This is a genomic window from Vibrio navarrensis (assembly GCF_000764325.1).
Lineage (GTDB): Bacteria > Pseudomonadota > Gammaproteobacteria > Enterobacterales > Vibrionaceae > Vibrio > Vibrio navarrensis.
In genome coordinates this window covers 82,531-104,074 of the sequence record NZ_JMCG01000001.1, presented here as the reverse complement: position 1 = coordinate 104,074, position 21,544 = coordinate 82,531, and the positions used below count along the sequence as shown (strand labels likewise).

The 21,544-nt window shown below is 50.3% G+C and carries 20 protein-coding genes; 11 read left to right on the top strand and 9 right to left on the bottom strand.

The features are described from left to right. Positions 1 to 47 precede the first annotated feature (47 nt). From thiC to thiH, 6 genes are read left to right on the top strand one after another with little or no spacing between them, the layout of a single operon-like run. Entirely contained in the window at positions 48 to 1,985 is a 1,938-nt protein-coding gene (gene thiC, locus EA26_RS00475) for a phosphomethylpyrimidine synthase ThiC (RefSeq protein WP_039422258.1), read from the top strand. Positions 1,986 to 1,987: 2 nt separating this feature from the next. Continuing rightward, on the top strand, positions 1,988 to 3,289 hold the full coding sequence (locus EA26_RS00470; RefSeq protein ID WP_039422256.1) for a thiamine phosphate synthase: 1,302 nt from the start codon (positions 1,988 to 1,990) through the stop codon (positions 3,287 to 3,289). Further along, positions 3,276 to 4,040: a HesA/MoeB/ThiF family protein gene (locus tag EA26_RS00465; protein WP_039422255.1), complete on the top strand. Its 765-nt coding sequence runs from the start codon at positions 3,276 to 3,278 to the stop codon at positions 4,038 to 4,040. The genes EA26_RS00470 and EA26_RS00465 overlap by 14 nt, the downstream gene beginning before the upstream one ends. Positions 4,041 to 4,052: 12 nt before the next feature. Then, positions 4,053 to 4,262, top strand: a complete 210-nt coding sequence (thiS, locus tag EA26_RS21255) for a sulfur carrier protein ThiS (protein WP_039422252.1) — start codon at positions 4,053 to 4,055, stop codon at positions 4,260 to 4,262. Positions 4,263 to 4,266: 4 nt separating this feature from the next. Continuing rightward, positions 4,267 to 5,031, top strand: coding sequence for a thiazole synthase (locus EA26_RS00455; protein WP_039422250.1), 765 nt, complete (start codon positions 4,267 to 4,269; stop codon positions 5,029 to 5,031). Positions 5,032 to 5,041: 10 nt separating this feature from the next. Beyond that, entirely contained in the window at positions 5,042 to 6,163 is a 1,122-nt protein-coding gene (gene thiH, locus EA26_RS00450) for a 2-iminoacetate synthase ThiH (protein ID WP_039422246.1), read from the top strand. A gap of 159 nt (positions 6,164 to 6,322) precedes the next feature. Here thiH and EA26_RS00445 read toward each other — a convergent pair whose 3' ends face one another. Together EA26_RS00445 and EA26_RS00440 are read right to left on the bottom strand one after the other, a co-directional pair. Then, entirely contained in the window at positions 6,323 to 8,113 is a 1,791-nt protein-coding gene (locus EA26_RS00445) for an aminopeptidase P family protein (RefSeq protein ID WP_039422243.1), read from the bottom strand. A 156-nt stretch (positions 8,114 to 8,269) separates the two neighbouring features. Then, positions 8,270 to 9,211 carry a LysR family transcriptional regulator gene (locus tag EA26_RS00440; RefSeq protein ID WP_039422241.1) on the bottom strand — a complete coding sequence of 314 codons (942 nt, stop codon included), beginning with the start codon at positions 9,209 to 9,211 and terminating at the stop codon, positions 8,270 to 8,272. Positions 9,212 to 9,345: 134 nt separating this feature from the next. Here EA26_RS00440 and EA26_RS00435 point away from each other — a divergent pair, with 134 nt between their 5' ends. Together EA26_RS00435 and tsrA are read left to right on the top strand one after the other, a co-directional pair. Then, the gene (locus EA26_RS00435; protein ID WP_226970327.1) at positions 9,346 to 10,512 is read left to right on the top strand and encodes a multidrug effflux MFS transporter; all 1,167 of its coding nucleotides are present in this window, start codon (positions 9,346 to 9,348) and stop codon (positions 10,510 to 10,512) included. Between the two features lie 92 nt (positions 10,513 to 10,604). After that, positions 10,605 to 10,889, top strand: coding sequence for an H-NS-like global regulator TsrA (tsrA, locus tag EA26_RS00430; RefSeq protein WP_039422240.1), 285 nt, complete (start codon positions 10,605 to 10,607; stop codon positions 10,887 to 10,889). A 45-nt stretch (positions 10,890 to 10,934) separates the two neighbouring features. Here the strand turns inward: tsrA and EA26_RS00425 are convergent, their stop codons facing one another. From EA26_RS00425 to EA26_RS00410, 4 genes are all read right to left on the bottom strand, one after another. Continuing rightward, entirely contained in the window at positions 10,935 to 11,402 is a 468-nt protein-coding gene (locus EA26_RS00425) for a DoxX family protein (protein ID WP_039422238.1), read from the bottom strand. Between the two features lie 16 nt (positions 11,403 to 11,418). Then, on the bottom strand, positions 11,419 to 12,171 hold the full coding sequence (locus EA26_RS00420; protein WP_039422236.1) for an HvfC/BufC N-terminal domain-containing protein: 753 nt from the start codon (positions 12,169 to 12,171) through the stop codon (positions 11,419 to 11,421). Beyond that, positions 12,168 to 13,019, bottom strand: a complete 852-nt coding sequence (gene bufB / locus EA26_RS00415) for an MNIO family bufferin maturase (protein WP_039422233.1) — start codon at positions 13,017 to 13,019, stop codon at positions 12,168 to 12,170. The genes EA26_RS00420 and bufB overlap by 4 nt, the downstream gene beginning before the upstream one ends. A 73-nt stretch (positions 13,020 to 13,092) precedes the next feature. Continuing rightward, complete coding sequence (locus EA26_RS00410) at positions 13,093 to 13,353, bottom strand: BufA1 family periplasmic bufferin-type metallophore (protein WP_039422230.1); 261 nt, start codon at positions 13,351 to 13,353, stop codon at positions 13,093 to 13,095. 259 nt (positions 13,354 to 13,612) lie between these two features. On the opposite strand from EA26_RS00410, the gene uvrD reads away from it, so the two are divergent. Continuing rightward, positions 13,613 to 15,787, top strand: a complete 2,175-nt coding sequence (uvrD, locus tag EA26_RS00405; protein WP_039422227.1) for a DNA helicase II — start codon at positions 13,613 to 13,615, stop codon at positions 15,785 to 15,787. Positions 15,788 to 16,481: 694 nt separating this feature from the next. Here uvrD and EA26_RS00400 read toward each other — a convergent pair. The 3 genes from EA26_RS00400 to rarD all read right to left on the bottom strand — a co-directional run bounded on the left by EA26_RS00400 (position 16,482) and on the right by rarD (position 19,016). Beyond that, positions 16,482 to 17,153, bottom strand: a complete 672-nt coding sequence (locus EA26_RS00400) for a LysE family translocator (protein WP_039422225.1) — start codon at positions 17,151 to 17,153, stop codon at positions 16,482 to 16,484. A gap of 76 nt (positions 17,154 to 17,229) precedes the next feature. Then, positions 17,230 to 18,027 (bottom strand): AraC family transcriptional regulator, encoded by a 798-nt coding sequence (locus EA26_RS00395; protein ID WP_039428654.1) that lies wholly within the window; start codon positions 18,025 to 18,027, stop codon positions 17,230 to 17,232. Positions 18,028 to 18,101: 74 nt separating this feature from the next. Continuing rightward, on the bottom strand, positions 18,102 to 19,016 hold the full coding sequence (gene rarD, locus EA26_RS00390; RefSeq protein ID WP_039422223.1) for an EamA family transporter RarD: 915 nt from the start codon (positions 19,014 to 19,016) through the stop codon (positions 18,102 to 18,104). 174 nt (positions 19,017 to 19,190) lie between these two features. On the opposite strand from rarD, the gene recQ reads away from it, so the two are divergent. Both recQ and EA26_RS00380 read left to right on the top strand, forming a co-directional pair. Continuing rightward, positions 19,191 to 21,026 (top strand): ATP-dependent DNA helicase RecQ, encoded by a 1,836-nt coding sequence (gene recQ, locus EA26_RS00385; protein WP_039422219.1) that lies wholly within the window; start codon positions 19,191 to 19,193, stop codon positions 21,024 to 21,026. After that, positions 21,019 to 21,333 (top strand): DUF3630 family protein, encoded by a 315-nt coding sequence (locus EA26_RS00380; protein WP_039422217.1) that lies wholly within the window; start codon positions 21,019 to 21,021, stop codon positions 21,331 to 21,333. Before recQ ends, EA26_RS00380 begins: the two co-directional genes overlap by 8 nt. Positions 21,334 to 21,544: the final 211 nt, after the last annotated feature.

The following is a 21,544-nucleotide window of genomic DNA, read 5'->3' as shown; positions in this document are numbered from 1 at the left end:
TTCATCCGTCACCTTTTTATCTTGCATAACAAGAAAGGAAAAATGCTATGTCGAATCGCAAGCAAGCGAGACTGGAAGCCAAACAGTTCATTGATACTCTTTCAGTACAAGCGTACCCCAATTCCAACAAAATTTATGTCGAAGGTTCTCGGCCTGATATTCGAGTGCCAATGCGTGAAATATCGCTGGCGGATAGCCTCATCGGTGGTTCAAAAGATGCTCCTATTTTGGCGCCCAATGAGCCGATTAGAGTCTACGATACGTCTGGCGTTTATACAGATCCACAGCACACTATTGACCTCTATAGCGGCTTGCCCAAGCTAAGAGAGGGCTGGATTGCCGAACGTGGTGACACTGAAGTTCTCGATGAAGTGAGCTCGGCCTACACCAAACAGCGTTTAGACGATGAGACGTTAGACGAGTTACGTTACGGCAATTTACCGCGTATTCGTCGCGCTAAAACGGGGCATTGTGTTACGCAATTGCATTACGCACGTAATGGCATTATCACGCCCGAGATGGAATTTATTGCGCTGCGTGAAAATATGGGCAGGGCACAGTATCGTGATGAGGTATTAACTCAGCAGCATCCTGGGCAAAGTTTTGGTGCCAATCTACCCAAGGAAATTAGCGCAGAATTTGTCCGCCGAGAAGTGGCAGAAGGACGTGCGATTATCCCTTCCAATATCAATCACCCTGAATCTGAGCCAATGATCATTGGTCGTAACTTCTTGGTCAAAGTGAACGCTAACATTGGCAACTCTTCAGTCACGTCTTCAATTGAAGAAGAAGTGGAAAAGCTGGTTTGGGCTACGCGCTGGGGTGGCGATACTGTCATGGATCTCTCAACAGGGCGTAACATTCACGAAACTCGCGAGTGGATCCTGCGTAATAGCCCAGTGCCAATTGGTACAGTTCCTATGTACCAAGCTTTAGAGAAGGTAAATGGTATTGCGGAAAACCTTAACTGGGAAGTGATGCGAGATACACTGATTGAACAGGCAGAGCAGGGCGTTGACTACTTCACTATCCATGCAGGCCTACTGCTACGTTATATTCCGATGACGGCGAAGCGTGTGACCGGCATTGTCTCTCGTGGAGGATCCATCATTGCCAAATGGTGTCTGGCACACCATCAAGAGAGTTTTTTGTATACCCATTTCCGGGAAATCTGCGAGATTTGTGCGAAATATGATGTGGCGCTTTCTTTGGGTGATGGGCTACGTCCCGGCTCCGTTGCGGATGCGAACGATGAAGCGCAGTTTGCAGAGCTAAGAACGCTGGGAGAACTAACTAAAATTGCTTGGGAATACGACGTTCAGGTGATTATCGAAGGCCCCGGGCATGTGCCGATGCACATGATAAAAGAGAACATGGACGAACAGCTTAAGCATTGCCATGAAGCGCCATTTTACACCCTTGGCCCGTTAACCACGGATATTGCCCCCGGTTATGACCACATCACTTCTGGGATTGGCGCGGCGATGATAGGTTGGTATGGCTGCGCGATGCTTTGTTATGTAACGCCAAAAGAACATCTTGGGCTGCCCAATAAGGAAGATGTGAAAACAGGGCTAATTACCTACAAACTGGCCGCGCATGCGGCAGACTTAGCCAAAGGACATCCGGGAGCTCAAGTGCGTGACAACGCATTATCAAAAGCCCGTTTTGAGTTCCGTTGGCAAGACCAATTCAATCTGTCGCTCGATCCGGATACCGCCCGAGCTTATCACGATGAAACGCTACCACAAGAATCGGGCAAGGTTGCCCATTTCTGCTCTATGTGTGGCCCCAAATTCTGCTCGATGAAAATCTCTCAAGAAGTCCGTGAGTACGCCAAGGACCTACAAACGGCGGATGGCGATGCGATTGAAATTAAGCTGATTGACGATCCGCTGGAAGGAATGCGACAAAAATCGGCAGAGTTTAAAGCTTCTGGCTCTGAGCTCTATCACCCTGCTGCTATGGCCAGTGTGGAGGAGTAAGCATGAAACTGCTGATCCCATCCGATATCATCGAAGTGACCGGAGATATTCAGCAGTGTTTGCTTTTGGCAGAACAGCAAGGCTTTGCCATTGAGCATATCGAGTTGGGTGTTAGCCCAACTCGGACATTGCAACTGATTTCTAACCAAGACCATTTCGCTGTTGCCACTGATCTGTTGGATAGAGACCAAATTCAAACCACAGAGTATGACTGCTGTTTGTGCTATTTGTCGGCAGCGTCAATAGAATCTCTGACGATGGATTCGCGTAAAGTCTTTATTCATCTCACTGACTCCAATGGCGATAAGTACGATGTTTGGACGAATCCTCTCAATCACCAACGTCAAGCCTTGAGGATCGCTGAAAGTATCCTACTTTCCCGAGCAGCTAGGTGTCGTCATTTAGCGTGGTTTATCACCTTATCCGCACTGGGTTTTCCACTAGAAGATAGCCTCACTTTAGCAAGAGCGATGTTGAATGTTTCACGTGAAACATGGGCATTTGAGTACTCCGCTTTTCCAACACCCGTCCTAGAACACAAGGATTTTGATATTCGCCTTGAATGGCAGCTGGCCAATTTGAACAAGGGTTTTCCCAAGCTGGAGCCACATAGCCTTGGATTGTATCCGGTAGTGGACAGTGTTGAATGGATAGAAAAGCTTTTACCACTGGGGATAAAAACCATACAGCTGAGAATAAAACAACCAGAACGAGTCGATTTAGAAGCGCAGATCATTCGTGCGATTGAGCTGGGACGTGAGTATAACGCACAGGTATTTATTAATGACTATTGGCAGCTTGCTATCAAACATGGCGCCTTTGGTGTGCACTTAGGCCAAGAGGATTTGCAAGCATCAAATCTTACCCAGTTGGCAGGATCCGGGATTGCTCTTGGGCTTTCAACACATGGTTATTACGAATTACTGCGTATCGTGCAACTCACGCCAAGCTATATCGCGCTCGGTCATATTTTTCCGACCACCACGAAACAGATGCCGTCTCAGCCACAAGGTCTAACTCGTTTAGCGCTCTATCAGAAACTGATAGACACCATTCCTTATGGTGAGCAAAAGGGAATACCTACCGTTGCTATTGGTGGTATTGATCTTGGCAATGCAAGCCAAGTTTGGCAAACCGGTGTTTCATCGCTCGCTGTGGTTAGGGCAATCACGCAAGCCAATGATGTCCAAACGGCGATTAGTGACTTTAAACAGGTCATGGTAAGCAATTCGGAACAGCGCAGTTGTGCTACCTCCTTACATTATGATCATCTGCATAAGGAGTGTCGTCATGTTGAGCAATGATCTATTCCTTCGCTATCAACGGCAAGTTGCATTAGAGGAAGTCGGCGAATCTGGACAGCTGCGCCTTAGCGAAGCTTCGGTTTTGCTAATTGGATGCGGTGGTCTGGGGAGTGCGGCTGCACTCTACCTCGCAGGCGCTGGGGTTGGTCGTTTGGTTCTCGTGGATGATGATACTGTTGAGGTGAGTAACTTACAGCGCCAAGTGGCTTATCGCAGTGGTGATGTTGCCAGCGGTAAATCGGATGCTTTGCGCAACCAGCTCAATCAGCTTAATCCCGAGGTTCATATTCGAGCACTGAATCAACGTATCAGCGCTACACAATTGAGTATGGAAGTGATGATGGCCGATGTTGTGTTGGACTGTACCGACAATTTCCCCAGTCGCCAAGCCATTAACCTTGCTTGTTTACAGCAGCGTAAGCCGCTGATATCGGCTGCGGCGATTGGCTGGCTTGGGCAGTTTAGCGTGTTTGACTACACAGCTGGCGATAGCGCGACCGCCTGTTATCACTGCCTCTATCCTTTTGATGACGCCGAGCAGAGTCAGCGTTGTAGTGATCTTGGTGTGATGGGGCCTGTGGTCGGTATTCTTGGCAACTACCAAGCATTGGCAGCAATTCAAAAGCTCGCAACTGGGCGTTTTCATCTAGCGCGCAATCAACTGCATTTGTTTGATGGATTAAACATGACATGGCAGACAATGAATGCCGTTCGCGACGCTCACTGTGCTCATTGTAGCAATATGGCTTAAAGGGGAAGAGTAATGGAATCGATAGCGATTGTGTTTAACGGTCTGCCGCAGAAAATCGCAACTGGTAAGACACTGCAACAGATGATAGATGAGTTCTCTTTGCCAAGTCATGGCAGTGTGTTTGCGGTCAATAACCAAGTCGTACCGCGAAGTGAATGGCAAACGCGAGTGTTGTATGAGGGAGATAGTATCTCGCTGTTTCAAGCGATTGCAGGAGGGTAACGCTATGTTGAAGATCGCAGATAAAGAATTTAGCTCAAGATTATTTACTGGAACGGGGAAATTTGCCAATAGCCAGTTAATGGCCAAAGCGCTAACCGCTAGCGGCTCTCAGCTTGCAACCATGGCACTGAAAAGGGTGGACATTACGGACCGCCATGACGACATTCTTTCTCCCTTGGTGGCCGCGGGTATTCATTTGTTGCCCAATACCTCCGGGGCGAAGAACGCACAAGATGCAATATTTGCGGCTCATCTGGCTCGGGAGGCGCTCGGTACTCACTGGTTGAAACTGGAAATTCACCCCGACCCTAAGTACTTGATGCCCGATCCGATTGAGACATTGCTGGCAGCGGAACAACTGGTAAAAGATGGCTTTATCGTGTTGCCGTATTGTCATGCCGATCCGGTTCTTTGCAAGCGACTCGAAGAGGTTGGGTGCGCCGCAGTGATGCCTTTGGGCGCGCCAATCGGTTCAAACAAAGGACTGGTTTCGGCAGATTTCTTACAAATCATCATCGACCAAGCCAAGGTTCCTGTGGTAGTGGATGCCGGGATTGGTGCTCCTTCACACGCGGCTCGCGCGATGGAGTTGGGTGCTGATGCCGTTCTTGTTAACACGGCGATTGCCACAGCGAGTGATCCTGTCGCGATGGCCCGTGCCTTTAGGTTAGCCGTGGAAGCGGGCCGCGCGGCTTACGACGCTGGCTTAGCCGGACAAGTTTCGCATGCCATAGCTTCAAGTCCACTGACTTCATTCTTGGATTGTTGAGGAAACATACATGAGTTTTGTTGAGTGTTTTAATCAGCTAAATTGGGATGATGTGGCGTTGTCTATTCGGGCAAAAACGGCAAAAGAGGTGGAGCGGGCACTGAGTAAAGAAAAGTTGGATCTCGAAGACTTCAAGGCTCTGATATCACCCGTTGCCGAAAGCTATTTGGAAGCGATGGCGCAACGTTCTTATGCTCTTACGAGAAAGCGGTTTGGTAATACGGTCTCACTCTATATCCCACTCTACCTCTCAAACCTGTGTGCCAATGCGTGCACCTACTGTGGTTTTTCGATGGAAAACCGCATTAAGCGTCGCACGCTTAATCAAGGTGAAATTGCCGCAGAAATTGCAGCAATCAAGCGGATGAATTTTGATAGTGTGCTGCTCGTGACTGGTGAGCATGAGACAAAAGTCGGTATGAATTACTTTCGTCAAGTTGTGCCGATGATTAAGCAGCAGTTCAACTATTTGGCGATGGAAGTGCAACCTTTGCAGCAAGAGCAATACGAGGAACTGATTTTGCTCGGATTGGATGCTGTGATGGTTTACCAAGAAACGTATCATCCTTCGACCTATGCTCAGCATCATCTGCGCGGTAACAAAACCAATTTTGAATTTCGTTTGGAAACACCCGATCGCCTCGCGCGCGCTGGCATCGACAAAATTGGCATTGGCGCTTTGATTGGTTTGGAGGATTGGCGTACTGATTGTTTTTTTACTGCTGCGCATCTTGAGTATTTAGAACGCACCTACTGGCAGACGCGCTACTCCATCTCATTTCCTCGTCTTCGACCATGTGCCGGGGCATTACCACCGAAATCGGAGATGACAGATAAGCAATTGGTGCAACTGATTTGTGCCTACCGACTGTTTAACCCTGAGGTAGAGCTCTCTTTGTCCACCCGCGAGTCTGCCTTTTTTAGAGACAATGTCTTACCGCTCGGCATTACTTCAATGTCTGCCGCGTCTAAAACCCAACCTGGTGGCTATGCAATGACGGATGTCGAACTGGAGCAATTTGAGATCAGTGATGAGCGCAGTGCTGAGTCAGTAGCGGCGATGATTCGCAGCAAAGGCTTTGAACCTGTTTGGCGCGATTGGCATAGCGCATATTCAGGGCTACGCAGCTGAGCTTGGGAGACTCACTCGCATGGAAAGGCGAGTGTTTCACGTGAAACAAAAGGGTTGAGACAGCTGCCTCAACCCTTTTTTACTTGTGAACTAATTAGTAAATGCCTAATTCGACACACATTGGCAGTATGTAGGTTGGTGTCAATGGCGAACTAGGTGCTAATTGCGAACTAATGGCTGCGTTGCGGCTGACAGCCAAGCTTTCACATCGCTATCCACCAATGAACTGAGCGCGTGCCAAACTTTTTGATGATAATCGTTGAGCCAATTTAGCTCCGCGTCTGTCAGCATATCGACATTAATGTTCCGCTTGTCGATCGGGCAGCGAGTCAAGGATTCAAAAGCCAGCACAGGGAAATCCCCTTGCGTTGGCTGCTCGACCACCAACTCCAGATTCTCAATACGGATACCAAATGCATCAGCACGGTAATAGCCCGGTTCATTAGAAAGCACCATGCCAGCCACCAGTGGGACATCAATCTGTCGCTTGGAGATGCTGGCTGGGCCTTCATGCACGCTGAGGAAATGGCCAACACCATGACCGGTGCCGTGATCATAGTCGAAGCCTTCTGCCCAAAGATGCTGACGGGCTAACGTATCGATTTGATAACCACGTGTGCCTTTAGGGAAGCGTGCGCTGGCCACACCGATGTGACCTTTCAGCGCCAAAGTGAACTGTTTGATCATCTCTGCGCTTGGATTACCGATAGCAATCGTACGTGTGATGTCGGTGGTGCCATCCAGATATTGGCCGCCTGAGTCAACCAGATACAGAGTATCCATTTGCAACTGTCCTGGCTTGGGCTGGTTTTCATGATTGTAGTGGCACATGGCAGCATTGCTGCCCGCCGCTGAAATCGTGTCAAAGCTGAGGTCTTTCAGGGTCGGATCTTCGCGGCGAATCGCTTCCAACTTGTCGGCCAGTGTTGCTTCATCATGCAGGTGGCCCGCAGCGACTTCTGCGTCCAGCCAACAAAGAAACATAGACATCGCCACACCATCACGAACATGACACGCTTTCATGCCTGCAATCTCAACGGCGTTTTTCGCCGCTTTTGGCATCAAGCAAGGATCGGCAGCACTGATGACCTCTGCGCCCGCATTTTGCAGCACCAACTTGAACCAAGCGTTGCTGGTTGCCGGATCGACCAGCACTTTTTTCCCGCTCAACGCTTGTAGGCGATCCGCGAGTTGCTCTGGGTGATAGACAGTGACACCTTGGCCAACATGTGCGGCAAACTCGCTGGGTAAGCGAGCCGGATCGAGAAAGTACTCGACGCTGCCGTCGTGATGCAAAATTGCGTGTGAAAGCAAAACAGGCAGACGAGAGACATCAAGCCCGCGCACATTGAGTAACCAGCAAATGGAATCGAGCGCGGTAATCACCGCACTGTCAGCACCGCTTTGGTTGACCAGTTGCGCTATCTCTTCGCGCTTACTGGCACAAGACTGGCCGACCGCTTCGGCTGGCATCAATCTGACGTCAGAAACGATAGGGGCAGGGCGATCGTGCCAAAGTTGATCGATAGGGTTTTCTTCCAATATCTTCAGCTGCAACACATCCGCCAATTTGCTTTGCGCGTTGCTAAGCCAAGTAGCATTGTGCATGCGAGGATTGATTGCTACCGATGCCCCACGCGGCAAGTTTGCTTTTAGCCAATCGAGCGCCGGCTCTTCAATCAGGTGGCGATATTCAAAGAGCTCAGCAGGGACTTGTTTGGTCACTTGCACTGTGTAGCGACCATCAACAAATATCGCTGCTTTTTCTTGTGTGATCACGGCTGCGCCGGCAGAGCCGGTGAACCCGGTCAACCAATGTAAGCGTTCGTTGTGCGCAGGGACGTATTCGCCCAGATATTCATCTTCGTGCGGAACGAGTAGGGCGTCGATGTTGTGTTGCACTAACCATTGACGAATGGCGGCAACACGCTCGTGAGTAGCATTATGCATCTGTTGTCTTTTCCTTTTATTGTGGCTCCGTTTGCTCAGGTTGGGAGCAGCGCCTTACCTTCCGTGTAAGGACCACAGACCATCGATGAGCCCGGAGGACTATCGGCTGTTAAGCTACTCATTTTATCCCAAGCACGCAAATAAATGGCGAAATTTTTACCTAAGGTGCAGCGTCTTCTGCGTGATCATATTGCGCAGCCAGCTCAGTGCAGGGTCGTTTTCTCTATCACGATGCCAAAATAAGGTATACGCCATTGGGGGGAATTCGATCGGTAGCGGCAGCACTTGCAGATTAAGCTGTTTGGCTGCGAGATGGACGAAGTGGCTCGGCGCGGTGAAGACGAAATCGGTGTAAGAGCAGAGATTGGCTGCGCTATTGAAGTCAGGAACGGTGATGGCGATGTCACGCTCTCGGCCAATATCGGCCAAGCGGTAGTCGAGCAACCAACGCTCGTTGCCATCACAGCGCACTTGTACGTGACGCAGTGAAAGGTAGCTTTCAAGGCTCCAGCCTTGCTTAAGGGCGGGGTGATTTTTTCGCACCACACACATCTGATTGTCGCGATAAATCTCTTGTTCGCGAATATCCGCTGGCGGCAGCATGGTCAGTTTGGCGTCGTTGATGTCGATATCTTTGCCTGTGATACCGAGATCGAGTTCGCCGCGCTGAAGCATTTTGAAGGTCTGATCTGACCAAGAGTGGGTACTGATGGTGACATTCGGTGCTTGGTGAAAAATCGATGGCAGAAAATGGGGCAAGATCAGCGGGTATACGCTTTCCACCGCAGCGATGCGAAAACGATATTCACTGCTGTCAGGATGAAACTGCTCTGGCAAGGTGAGCATCTCTAACTGGTTGATCAGCAGTTCGAGCTTTGGACGCAGAAACAGCGCACGTGCTGTGGGGGTTAAACCGTGTGAGTGGCGCACAAACAGCGGATCGTCAAACTGCTCGCGCAGTTTGGCCAAGGATTTACTCACCGCCGATTGGCTTAAACAGAGCCGATGCGCGGCTCGGGTTACATTTAGCTCGTCAAACAGCACTTTAAGGCACACCAGCAGATTGAGATCCAAACGCGATAATTTCTCAATGTTCATTGTTGAGTTTCCAAGTGGGAATATCAACGATGAATATACATCATTTCTATTCATATCACGATGTGGATAAACTTCAGCAAAAGTTCTTATTCAATTTGGAGTGTTTTGTGTCTGTGCAGAGTCAAACTACCAAGATGCAGATGGCATTGTTGACCTTGTTGGTGCTGTTTAGCCCCTTGGCCATTGATATCTATCTGCCTGCTTTACCGCTTATTTCCAATGCCTTTTCCGTAGAGCATGCACTGGCGCAAGACACCATTACCTGGTTTTTGTTTGCTATGGGGGTCGGTCAGTTATTCGCTGGCCCGCTGGCAGATAAACTCGGACGGCGAACTGTTGCATTGGGAGGCATCACCATCTACGCGTTGAGCGCTTTATTGGCGTGGAGCGCGCAAAATATCGAGTGGATGTTGGTATCTCGTTTGCTACAAGGCTTAGGTGCGTGTGCGACATCGGTAGCAGCCTTTGCGACAGTTCGCGATATCTTTGGCCCGCAAAAAAGCGGCAAAATGATCAGCTACCTTAATGGGGCGATCTGTTTTATTCCGGCGCTTGCGCCCATTCTCGGCAGTTGGCTCACTCAGCAATTTGGCTGGCGTGCTAATTTCAGTTTTATGGCTGGCTTCGCGCTGGTGGTGGGCACCATGATGTTTTTCAATATGCGTGAAACCAACCCAGCGACGGAAAAACAAGCGGTGTTTAAATTGAGCCGTTACTGGGCGGTGCTGCGTACACCGTCTTTTGTTTTCCATGCCACCTTATGTTTGTTAGCGATGGCGGTGATCTTGGCTTACGTGACATCGGCGCCAGTGGTGTTGATGGAAGGCATGGGCCTGAGCATGAACCAATTTACTTTCTGGTTTGGCGTAAATGCCGTGATTAACATTGCCGCGTGTTTGCTGGCACCGAAATTTATGGATAAATGGGGCACGCACAACACCTTAGTTGTTGGCGTTATGACACTCGGTCTGGCTGGCTTCGTAATGGTGCTGCTGGCGAGCAGTGGTACCCCATTCGCCTTCATGTTGCCAATCTTCCTCTCTTCGGTCGGGTTTGCTTGGATTCTAGGCGCAGCGGCTGGCAAAGCGTTGGAGCCTTTTGGCGACAAGGCGGGAACCGCAGCCGCGCTATTGGGGTTGTTCCAAATGAGTGGCTCAGGATTTTTAGTCGGTACTATGCAGCGTTTTGAGTTGGAAGCGTCTAATATGATTGCGTTGCAAATGTGGTTGTTATTGCCTGCACTGTTTATTCTCTTTTCGAAAGTGGGTAAAAGTTGGCACACACAAACAGCAGCTGCTTGAACTAACGGGCAAAATTAGAGTTTTACTGCTATTCGAACCCGTGTATATTTGTCGTTCACATTTTCCCCGACACTTAACGGAATTTACAGGTAATGTCGTTAACCACTTATGAAATGGCTCGTATTCTTGAACAGATGGAAGAGTCTCCAGAGAAAATCATGTTCGGCAAATTACTTAATGAGCTGGGCAATCAAAGCGAAGAGCGAATTCGCAGTGCGGCGAAACAAGTTCCTCTGCCTGTTCTCAGAGATATCGTCTATCAGTTTCAAAAGGTTATCGAATCTCGTAAAGGAGAGCAGGTAGAAACGATGGCGAAAGAGCTCGCCAAACAAGGCATCTCGGCCGATGAGCTGCTCGCCTACCTGAACAACAAGTAGTTTTGATAAAAAATCCCCGCCAGTTTGTCGCGGGGATTTTTTTATTCACTGGTTATGTTTGTGAGTCAGCGTGCGCCGCACCAGTTGATCGCCAGAGAAGGGGCCAGCGCCCCAAATCATCAACATTAAAATCATCAATCCCCATAGCTGGTGGTCATAAAACCCTTGTTGCCATAGCAGTGGGTAAGAGATCACTGCCACTGCATTAAGAACAAACAGCCCGCTCGCTGCGACTCGGGTCAACAAGCCAACGGCAAGTAAGATGGGCAGCAGCAACTCGCCTGCAGTGACGAGATAAGCGGCCAGTTGCCAGTGAATCAGCGGTACCTGATATTCCCACTCAAAGAGATAAAGTGTGCTCTCCCAGTTGGTGATTTTGCTTAGACCAGAGCGGAAAAATACCCAAGCAACACCAAGGCGTAGCCCGAGTAACAAAAATGGCAGCAATACGAATTGCATCGCAGCGGTGGCAGTATCGTAGCGGGCAAGCAGGCCCGTTAGCTTTGAATTCATAACGTTTCTATTCTCTTTATGGCAGCGAAAAATGGCTAATGACGCCAAGTTCAACCAAGGCGTTTAACTCGGCCAGTAACTCGGCGTCTATGTCGGCTAACGCTTTTTGCTGCTCTAATTGCGTTAGCAGCGCAAATGCGGCGGGCGTTAGCGGCATGCACTGATAGGAGCGATCCGCAAATACCTGGATGACGCCAGCTTGCGCTTGCTCGATGTGCAAATCGTCAAAGCATTGCTCGCGAATTGCTTGGTGCAGAGAAAACAGCGCGTAATCGGCAGCAAAACAAGCGACACCAACGGCCAGATGAAAACGCACCTCGCCATGGCGAGCAGGATCAATCTGCGCCAGCGCGTCTAAAGGTTGTGTCTGCGCCGTTTTTTGTGCCTCTTGCCATTGCTGCTGGCAAAGGTCGATGGTCCATTCAAAACGGGCAAACTCCCGGCAGCAAGGAACCTGCTCAACCACCTGTGGAAATTGCGCTAAGGTTGTCTCGAATCCTTCACCATAACTCGACACATCGGCTTGACTTAAGGGCACGCGCAGTACATATTGCCGCACTATTTGAGCAAAGCAGGCTTCGCCGAGCAACAGACGGGTTTTCGGGTAGCTCAGTTCCAGTAACTCGCTTAAACCGATGACGAAGTTGTTGCGATAAATTTGTATCCGCTCATCGGCCGTGAATTGATCGCTGACGATGTCACATATCTCCCCTGATGCCTGATAGTGTAGAGCGCGGGCGAAACGGTGCTGTAAGTCGGCCAGTCTCATGATGCCTCCTTAGCAAGGCATGACTGAAAGAGCAGCTTGCTTGCTTTGTGCGCCTCGCCTAGCAGCACGTCGGGCGCGGGCAAATCGAGATCCCACTCAATTAAGGTGTGGCGTCGGCCATGCTTGGCAAGCCACGCTTGATAGAGTTGCCAGACTGCGGGCGACACGGGTTGGCTGTGGGTATCTATCCAGATTTCGCCTTGTGGTAGCGACTTGACGGTAAAGCCAGCCAAATGAATTTCGTCGACACAATCGGCCGGAAGTGCGGCGAGATATTCTTGGCAGTCGAACCCGTGGTTGTACGACGAAACATACACGTTATTGAGATCGAGCAGTAAACGACAGTCGGTACGGCGCTGCACTTCGGCGAGAAATTGCCACTCGCTGATGGTTGAGTGCTGATAGCGAACATAACTGGACGGATTCTCCACCAAGATGGCGCGCCCAAGGTACTCCTGCACCCTCAGCACATTGTGGCAAAACACCTCTAGTGCTTCTTCGGTGTAAGGTAGCGGCAGTAGATCATTGAAAAAGTGCCCGCTGTGTTCGCTCCAACTGAGATGGTCAGAAACGAAGCGCGGCTGTAAATCATCCACCAAGGCTTTCAAACGTTGCAGATGTATCGGATCGATGCCATCCACCGAACCGAGAGATAAACCGACCCCATGACAGCTCAGTTGATAATCGTTGGCCAGTTGGTTGAGTTTTTTCCGCTCTAGCGTGTGCGGGTGAAAGTAATTCTCGCTGTGTATCTCCAGCCAAGAAAGCGGCGGCCGCTGCTGGCAAAAGTAGTCAAGATGCGCCAGCCGCAAACCCACCCCAACATCGTCATGGTAAGTATTCGTCATTGTCTGCTCCATTTACATGTTGGGGAAAGAGGAGCTGGGGTTGAGCGCCGAGCTCCTTTCTAGTGAGGGGGGATTAAGAGGCTTTAGTGCTGCCGCCGGCAAGTTTGTCACACAGGCCTTTTGGTAATACGACAAACGCATCTTTTTGGTTATCTTGTTTTGCAGTGCCAGCACACGAGCTGGTTTTGGTCGCGCAGTCATTTTTGCCTGCTTTGGCCACGCCGTAGCATTTCTCTTTTTCCGCAGCCATCGCTGGCGCGGCGGTCAGAAGCGACCCTCCCATTGCGAGCAAACCAGTGACAACGGCAGTAACGGCGATATTTGAATTTTTCATGATGTGTTCCTTAGACTGATTATTGTAGTTAATGACACAAGCCTGACGTTTGCCATGACTTGCATGGTTAAAAGGACAGCGACGTGGTGAAAAAACTTTCAGGGAAAAATACAAATTTTTATGGAAACAGGAAAATAGATACTAACCATCTGAAAAATAGAGATAAGCGTTGGCTTGCTCAAATGTGAATTTTGTCTGAAATGGCAAACTGGTTAGGTTATAATCGACGTTTCTGTATAAATAACCAGTAGCTCTTATCATGATGGATCCTTCACTTTTACTCGATGGCCTGAACGACAAACAGCGTGAAGCCGTTGCCGCGCCACTTGAAAATCTACTCGTCCTCGCTGGTGCTGGCAGTGGCAAAACCCGCGTTCTGGTGCATCGCATCGCTTGGTTGATGTCGGTGGAGCAAGCGTCGCCGTTTTCGATCATGTCAGTCACCTTCACCAACAAAGCAGCGGCGGAAATGCGTGGCCGTATTGAAGAGTTGATGATGGGCAGCGCCTCGGGCATGTGGAACGGTACCTTTCACGGTATTTGTCACCGCATCTTGCGCGCCCACTATCTCGATGCCAAGTTGCCGGAAGATTTCCAGATCATCGATAGTGACGACCAGCAGCGTTTGCTCAAGCGACTGATCAAAGCGCAAAACTTAGATGAGAAGCAGTGGCCAGCGCGTCAGGTGGCTTGGTGGATCAACGGCAAGAAAGATGAAGGGCTACGTGCAGCGCACATCGATGCCTACCATGATCCGGTGACCAAAACCTATTTGCAGCTTTATGCGGCCTATCAGGAAGCGTGCGACCGAGCAGGTTTGGTCGACTTTGCGGAAATTTTGCTGCGCGCCCACGAGCTACTGCGTGAGAAAAAACACATTCGCGAACACTACCAAGCGCGCTTTAAGCACATTCTGGTCGACGAGTTTCAAGATACCAACAACATTCAATACGCTTGGCTGCGCATGATGGCCGGGCCTGAGTGCCATGTGATGATCGTGGGTGACGACGATCAATCTATCTACGGTTGGCGCGGGGCAAAAGTGGAGAATATTGAGAAATTCACGCTCGAATTCCCAAGTGTTAACACCATCCGCCTTGAGCAAAACTACCGTTCGACCAAAACCATTCTCGATGCGTCGAATGCACTCATCGCCAACAACACCGAACGATTGGGCAAAGAGCTGTGGACCGATGGCGTGCAAGGTGAACCCATCTCGATCTATTCCGCATACAACGAGCTGGACGAAGCGCGTTTTGCGGTGAGCAAAATCAAAGAGTGGCAAGACAAAGGCGGCGCGCTCAACGATGCGGCGATGCTTTATCGTAATAACGCCCAGTCGCGGGTGCTGGAAGAGGCGTTGATTCAAGCGGGTCTGCCATATCGCATTTACGGCGGCATGCGCTTCTTCGAACGCCAAGAGATCAAAGACGCTCTGAGCTACTTGCGTTTAATCGCCAATCGTAATGACGACGCAGCGTTTGAGCGGGTGGTCAACACCCCGACCCGCGGCTTGGGGGATAAAACGCTGGAAACGGTGCGCTTCGCGGCGCGTGATCGCGGTTGTACCCTGTGGGAAGCGAGTATCGGCCTGATTGAAGAGCGAGTGCTCACTGGTCGCGCTGCAACCGCTTTGGGGCGTTTCATCGAACTGATTAATGCCTTGGAAGACGACAGCTTTGAGATGCCGCTGCACGTGCAAACTGACCATGTGATCAAATCGTCGGGCCTGTACAGCATGTATGAGCAGGAAAAAGGCGAAAAATCCAAAGCGCGTATTGAGAACTTGGAAGAGTTGGTGACCGCGACGCGTCAGTTTGAAAAGCCGGAAGAGGCGGAAGAGATGAGTCTGCTGACCGCCTTTCTTACCCATGCAGCGCTGGAAGCGGGTGAAGGCCAAGCGGACGATTTTGAAGACGCGGTACAACTGATGACCCTGCACAGCGCCAAAGGATTGGAGTTCCCGCTGGTGTTTATGGTCGGGGTGGAAGAGGGCATGTTCCCCAGTCAAATGTCGGCTGAAGAAGCTGGGCGTTTGGAAGAAGAACGTCGTTTGTGCTACGTCGGTATGACGCGTGCAATGCAAAAACTCTACATCACCTACGCCGAAATGCGCCGCTTATACGGCCAAGATAAGTATCACAAACCGTCACGCTTTATTCGTGAGCTACCGGAAACTTGTTTGGACGAAGTGCGCATGAAAGCGCAAGTGAGCCGTCCGGCCAGCAGTGGCCGTTTTAGCCAAACGGCGGTGAAGGACAACTTCAACGAAACCGGATTCTCACTCGGCTCGCGCGTGCGTCATCCTAAGTTTGGCGAAGGCACCATCATCAACTTTGAAGGCAGTGGCGCGCAAGGCCGAGTGCAAGTTGCCTTTAATGGTGAAGGGATCAAGTGGTTAGTGACCGCTTACGCGAAACTGGAAAAAATGTGATTGCCCATCAACTGGCTTCAATGACAGACAAACGGCGCAGAACGCGCCGTTTTTTTATGAGTGAACTGGATAAAAATGGCAAGTAAAGAAAAACCCCGGGAGCGTATGCCCACCGGGGTTATAGTCTTACTTGCAGCAATCCAGCTACGAAAGTGCTCCCTGCATCAAATCCTTGATAGTATGCCGAATCCGTCAGCTTAGTCCTTACGTCGCCATCCTAGCGGTGTCCTTGACCTTATCCTGGTCGACCAACAATCCTCGTTGGTATCCATCACTTGTTCCCTGAGCGGTGTCCCTGACATCATCCTGATGTAAAGTCCTTCCTCTTCCAGAGGTGTCCATTGCCATCCTTAGTCGTAACCATCCTAGTTACGCTTGCGTCCGTTCAATGTCCAGTTCGCTGTCCGTGCCGATTGCTCATCCTGAGTAACCGTGTCTCCTTCCTGAAGACCACCGAATCCTTGGTGATTTCCTGTTCCGTGTCAGCATCCTTCCGACAGGGTCCATATTAGCGTGATTCACTCTGGCAACAAGGCGTGTTTTGGCGTTTTTATGGTTTTATTGATTGAATAAGAATTGTACAAACAATTAATTATCAATGATTTAGTGTGATTTTTATTACCTTGTCGCACGCAGCTTTCGACGTTGGCTTACTCACTTGTGAGAGATCGCTTACAAGTGAGCGAGCAAAACGCTATGCCAAACTGTGCGTTAACCAGCTTGAGACGCTGCGGTACAAGATCCCGCTGCCGATTAAGCAGAACAGCACGCCACAAATTCCATCGATATAGACGCTGGCTTGCTGCAAATGTTTTTGTACCCGCGCCCCCGAAAGAGCCCAAGCGAGACTGGTAAACCAAGCCAAAGACAGGCTGAACAAGATACCAATCGCCATCGCTTTGCCGCTAAGCGACATACTGCTGGGGATCAAGCTAGAGAGTAAGCTGACAAAAAACACCAGCGCTTTAGGATTGAGGATATTGGTGGCGAAGCCTTTGAGAAAAGCTTGTCGTTGGCTATTGAGTTGCAATGTTGCAGCGGCGCGCGTGGGTTCGCCGCTGCAAGCCGCTTTGTGGCTGAGCACCGCGCGCAGTGCGCCGATACCGAGATAGAGCAGATAGCTGCCGCCCAAGAGCTGTAACAGGGTATAAAGCAAAGGCTGCTGGTGGACCAGATAGCTAACCCCGGTCAGGCTCAGCAGCGAATGCAGCAAGATGCCAACCGACAGACCCAAAGCAATAAACAGCCCGGTTTGACGGCCGTAGCGGGAGGCGTTTTGCACCACCAAAGCGACATCCGGCCCTGGGCTCATCAAAGCGACAAAGTGCACACTGGCTAAGGTGAGTAATACGGTTAGTTCATTCATAAAAGATCTCAATCAATACATCGTGAGACGGATTGTCTCTGACGCGGTAGCAGCGCGCTTGTAAATTATCGACAGCCTAGCGAGAAATTTGCGCTGGAGTTACGCCATAGGTGTGTTTGAAAGCTTTAGTGAAGTGCGCTTGATCGTAATAGCCAATTTGATGAGCGACATCGGTGGCCGAGTGCCCGGCGTGCAGCAGTTTCATCGCCTGCTCCAAACGCAGGCGGCTAAACCACGCATAGGGAGTCATGCCCATTTGTGCCTTAAATTGGCGCTGGAATTGCGTCGGAGAGAGCTGACAAAGCGCGGCGAGTGTGTCTAAACGCACTGCTTGGTCAAGATGCGTCATCAAATACTCTTTTAAACTGCTCATCGATTTCTGGCCAAGCGGAACCACTTTTTGCCTGCTCAGCGATCCATAACGATCAAAAAGCGAGTTAAACCCTTCAAAAGGAAGGCAATCTTTGGTCAGCACACTGAGTTTTTCTTCACGCAGCAAGCTATGTAGGTTGCGTAATTGTAAAAAAATCACAGGATCGGAGATGATCAACTGATTAAAGCTGATAATTTGACCGCTTTGCTTAAGATCGGCGAGATCACTTAACAGATGTGGCTCGATCGCAAACACATTGACTTGATAGCCACTCTCTAGTTTGGCTTCCCCATCGTGCAGCTCATCCGGTGGCATGATCACGATTTGACCGTGACCGACGTGATGGTGAGAACCTTGATGCTGGAATTTCTGCTCGCCATGGGTAATCAGCCCGATATGAAAATCCAGATGGTAATGCCGCGAAAAGGCAAACTTCTGATATTTCGCATCGATCAGGCTCAGTTGCTCATGGTGAGTCGGAATGTAGTGGATCTGTTCCATCAGGTGAAAAAAAAGCTTGGTCAGTTTGTGACCAAGCTTATCGATGAAAGAGCGGATTGTCTTGTAAAAAACGATCACTGCGCGGTGGCGGCACGCCTAACGTTACGGTTGTTGCGCAGCCCATCAAAGCTAAAGAGCACTAACGCTCCCCAGATAAAGGCGAAGGTGATGGCTTTGTCGGAGGTAAATGCCTCGCCATAAATCAGTACGGCGAGCAAAAACATCAAACTTGGGCCAATGTATTGGAAAAAACCCAAAGTAGAGAGCTTGAGTCGCGTTGCCGCACCAGTAAAGCAGAGTAGGGGTAAGGTAGTGACTACGCCTGCCGCGACCAAGAGGATGTTCAGACTGGCTGGGTTGTCCAGCAGGTTTGATGTCGGGGTGGAGGCAATAAACAGCAAATAGATGGCCGCAGCTGGCAGCATGACTAAGGTTTCGATAAACAAACCCGTTTGCGCGTCAACGCTGACTTTTTTGCGCAGTAGGCCATACACGCCGAAACTCATGGCGAGCGCTATGGCGACGATAGGTACAGAGCCAAACATCACCAACTGCACCAGTACCCCGCAGGCAGCAAGCGCGACAGCGAACCACTGCAATTTGCGCAGCCGCTCACCGAGAAAAATCATCCCAAGCAAGACGTTGAAAAGCGGGTTGATGTAGTAGCCCAAGCTTGCGTCAAGCATGTGGTTGGCATTGACCGCCCAGATAAAAATCAACCAGTTGACCCCGACCAAAATAGCGGTTGAAACCAGATAGAGCATTTTGCTTTTATTGGTGATCACGGCGCTGACGGTACGCCAGTTGCGCCCAAAATGCAGTAAAGCGGCCAATAAGAAGAAAGACCAAACCACGCGGTGACTGAGGATCTCCAGCGCCGAAACGGATGAGATCGATTTGAAATAGATGGGGGCAATGCCCCACATGGTATAAGCGCCGATGGCCAGAAGCACCCCTTGGCGTGCGCGTTGTTGTTCTTCTACTGTCATTTCGCCTTCACTGTCGTTGTTTCAAAAGGATGGGCCAGTATACGAGCGGGCTAAGCAATCACCTAGTATTTTGCGGTTTTATTCACCATCAAACCCCTTTACAATGTGCCCTCATTAACGCTCCCGGCCTTGCGCTGGACGTGCACCTCTTTGCAAAACTAACTGAGTATATCCATGACTTCCACGCTGCTTGCTGACCCTGCCGAATTGCCTACGACGCCGCAAAGTGTCTTGCAAGCGGTGTTTGGCTATCAGACCTTCCGTGTCGGCCAGCAGCAGGTGATTGACGCCGCGCTCAACGGGCAAGATAGCCTCGTGATCATGCCGACTGGTGGTGGTAAATCGCTCTGTTACCAGATCCCAGCGTTGGTGCTGCCGGGCATCACTTTAGTGATTTCCCCGTTGATCTCGTTGATGAAAGACCAAGTGGATCAACTCAAAGCCAACGGCGTGGCGGCAGAGTGCGTTAACTCAACCATGGCGCGCGAGGATTTGCTCAGCGTGTATAACCGCATGCACGCTGGCGAGTTGAAGCTGGTGTATACCTCACCGGAACGGGTGCTGATGCGCGATTTTATGGAACGGCTGGAAAATTTGCCGTTGGCGATGATTGCGGTGGATGAGGCGCACTGTATTTCTCAGTGGGGACATGACTTTCGCCCGGAATACGCGGCGCTTGGTCAGTTAAAGCAACGCTTTGCCCAAGTGCCGTTTATGGCGCTCACCGCCACTGCAGATGACGCCACGCGCAGTGACATTCTTAGCCGTTTGCACCTTAAGCAACCGCACGTTTATCTGGGTAGCTTTGACCGCCCCAACATTCGCTACGATTTGGTCGAAAAACACAAACCCGTTTCGCAAGTGATCCGCTATTTGGCAACGCAAAAAGGCAACTGCGGCATTATCTACTGCGGCAGCCGTAAAAAAGTGGAGATGCTGACCGAAAAGCTGTGCAACAACCATATCCGTGCGGCGGGTTATCACGCCGGTATGGACGCCGATGAGCGTGCCTATGTCCAAGAAGCGTTTCAGCGTGATGATATTCAGATCGTCGTAGCCACGGTCGCCTTTGGTATGGGGATCAACAAGCCCAACGTGCGTTTTGTGGTCCATTTTGACATCCCGCGCAACATCGAATCCTACTACCAGGAGACCGGGCGCGCTGGGCGTGACGGCCTGCCAGCCGAAGCGATGATGCTCTACGATCCGGCCGACATTACTTGGCTGCGGCGTATGTTGGATGAAAAAGATGACGGGCCACAAAAGCAGGTGGAGAGCCACAAGCTGAATGCCATGAGTGCGTTTGCCGAAGCGCAGACATGCCGTCGTCAGGTGCTGCTTAACTACTTTGGTGAATATCGCGACAAGCCGTGCGGCAACTGCGACATTTGCCTTGATCCACCGAAACATTTTGATGCCACCGAAGAGGCGCGCAAAGCACTTTCCTGTGTGTACCGCGTTAACCAAAGCTTCGGTATGGGTTATGTGGTGGAAGTGCTGCGTGGGATGCAAAACATCCGCATTCGAGAAAATGGCCACGACAAAATCACCACCTATGGCCTTGGCCGCGATCACAGCCATGATTATTGGGTCAGTATTTTCCGTCAGTTGATCCACAAAGGGCTGCTGATGCAAAACATCACCCGCAACTCGACGCTACAACTGACGGAAGAAGCGCGTCCATTGCTACGCGGCGATGTTGCGCTTGAGTTGGCGGTGCCGCGTTTGGATACCACTGTGCGCAGCGCCAAAGCCGATAAGCTTTCCAACAAACATTACGATAAGAAACTGTTCGCCAAACTGCGCAAACTGCGTAAATCGATTGCCGATGAAGAAGGCCTGCCTCCTTATGTGGTGTTCAGTGATGCGACCTTGATCGATATGGCCGAGATATTGCCGACCTCGTATGGCGAAATGTTGGCGGTGAGTGGTGTGGGGCAGCGCAAGTTGGAAAAATACGCCGATCCGTTTTTAGATTTGATTCAGGAGCACATCACGAATTATGGTTGAGACGCACAAGGAATTTGGGTTGGCGGACTATCTGGCCGAAGAGGGGCGTTTGCTGATCACCACGCCGAGCTTTAATCTCGATACGTTTCCTCAACTGGGCGAACGTTTAGTCAAATTGCTTTCGGCTCAAGTATTGGAAACGCAGTGGGACGGTGACATCCATAGCTGGCTGATTGACTTTGAAGGGCGTCACTTGTTTCTTAAAGCTGAGCATTACAGTGAAGCGGTGTGGTTTGAATCCTTAAGTGTTGCAGAGAGTCGTGAGGAGATGGATTTTCTGGCGCAACTGTTTCGCCAACAATTTTAGCTGTATCTCCTTCATACACAGATAAAAGAAAAGGCTTATTTTTGAATAGGATGTTTCACATGAAACATCCTTTTTTATGGATGTCGGGAAATTTATCGCGCTTAAACGATTGCCTGTTTTTCGTGGCTTGTGTGAAAAACTGATTAAGGTATAATCGCCCGCCGCTGCATTAGCGGCCAGTTTCCTATTTTCTATAACATTGTTGGTAAGA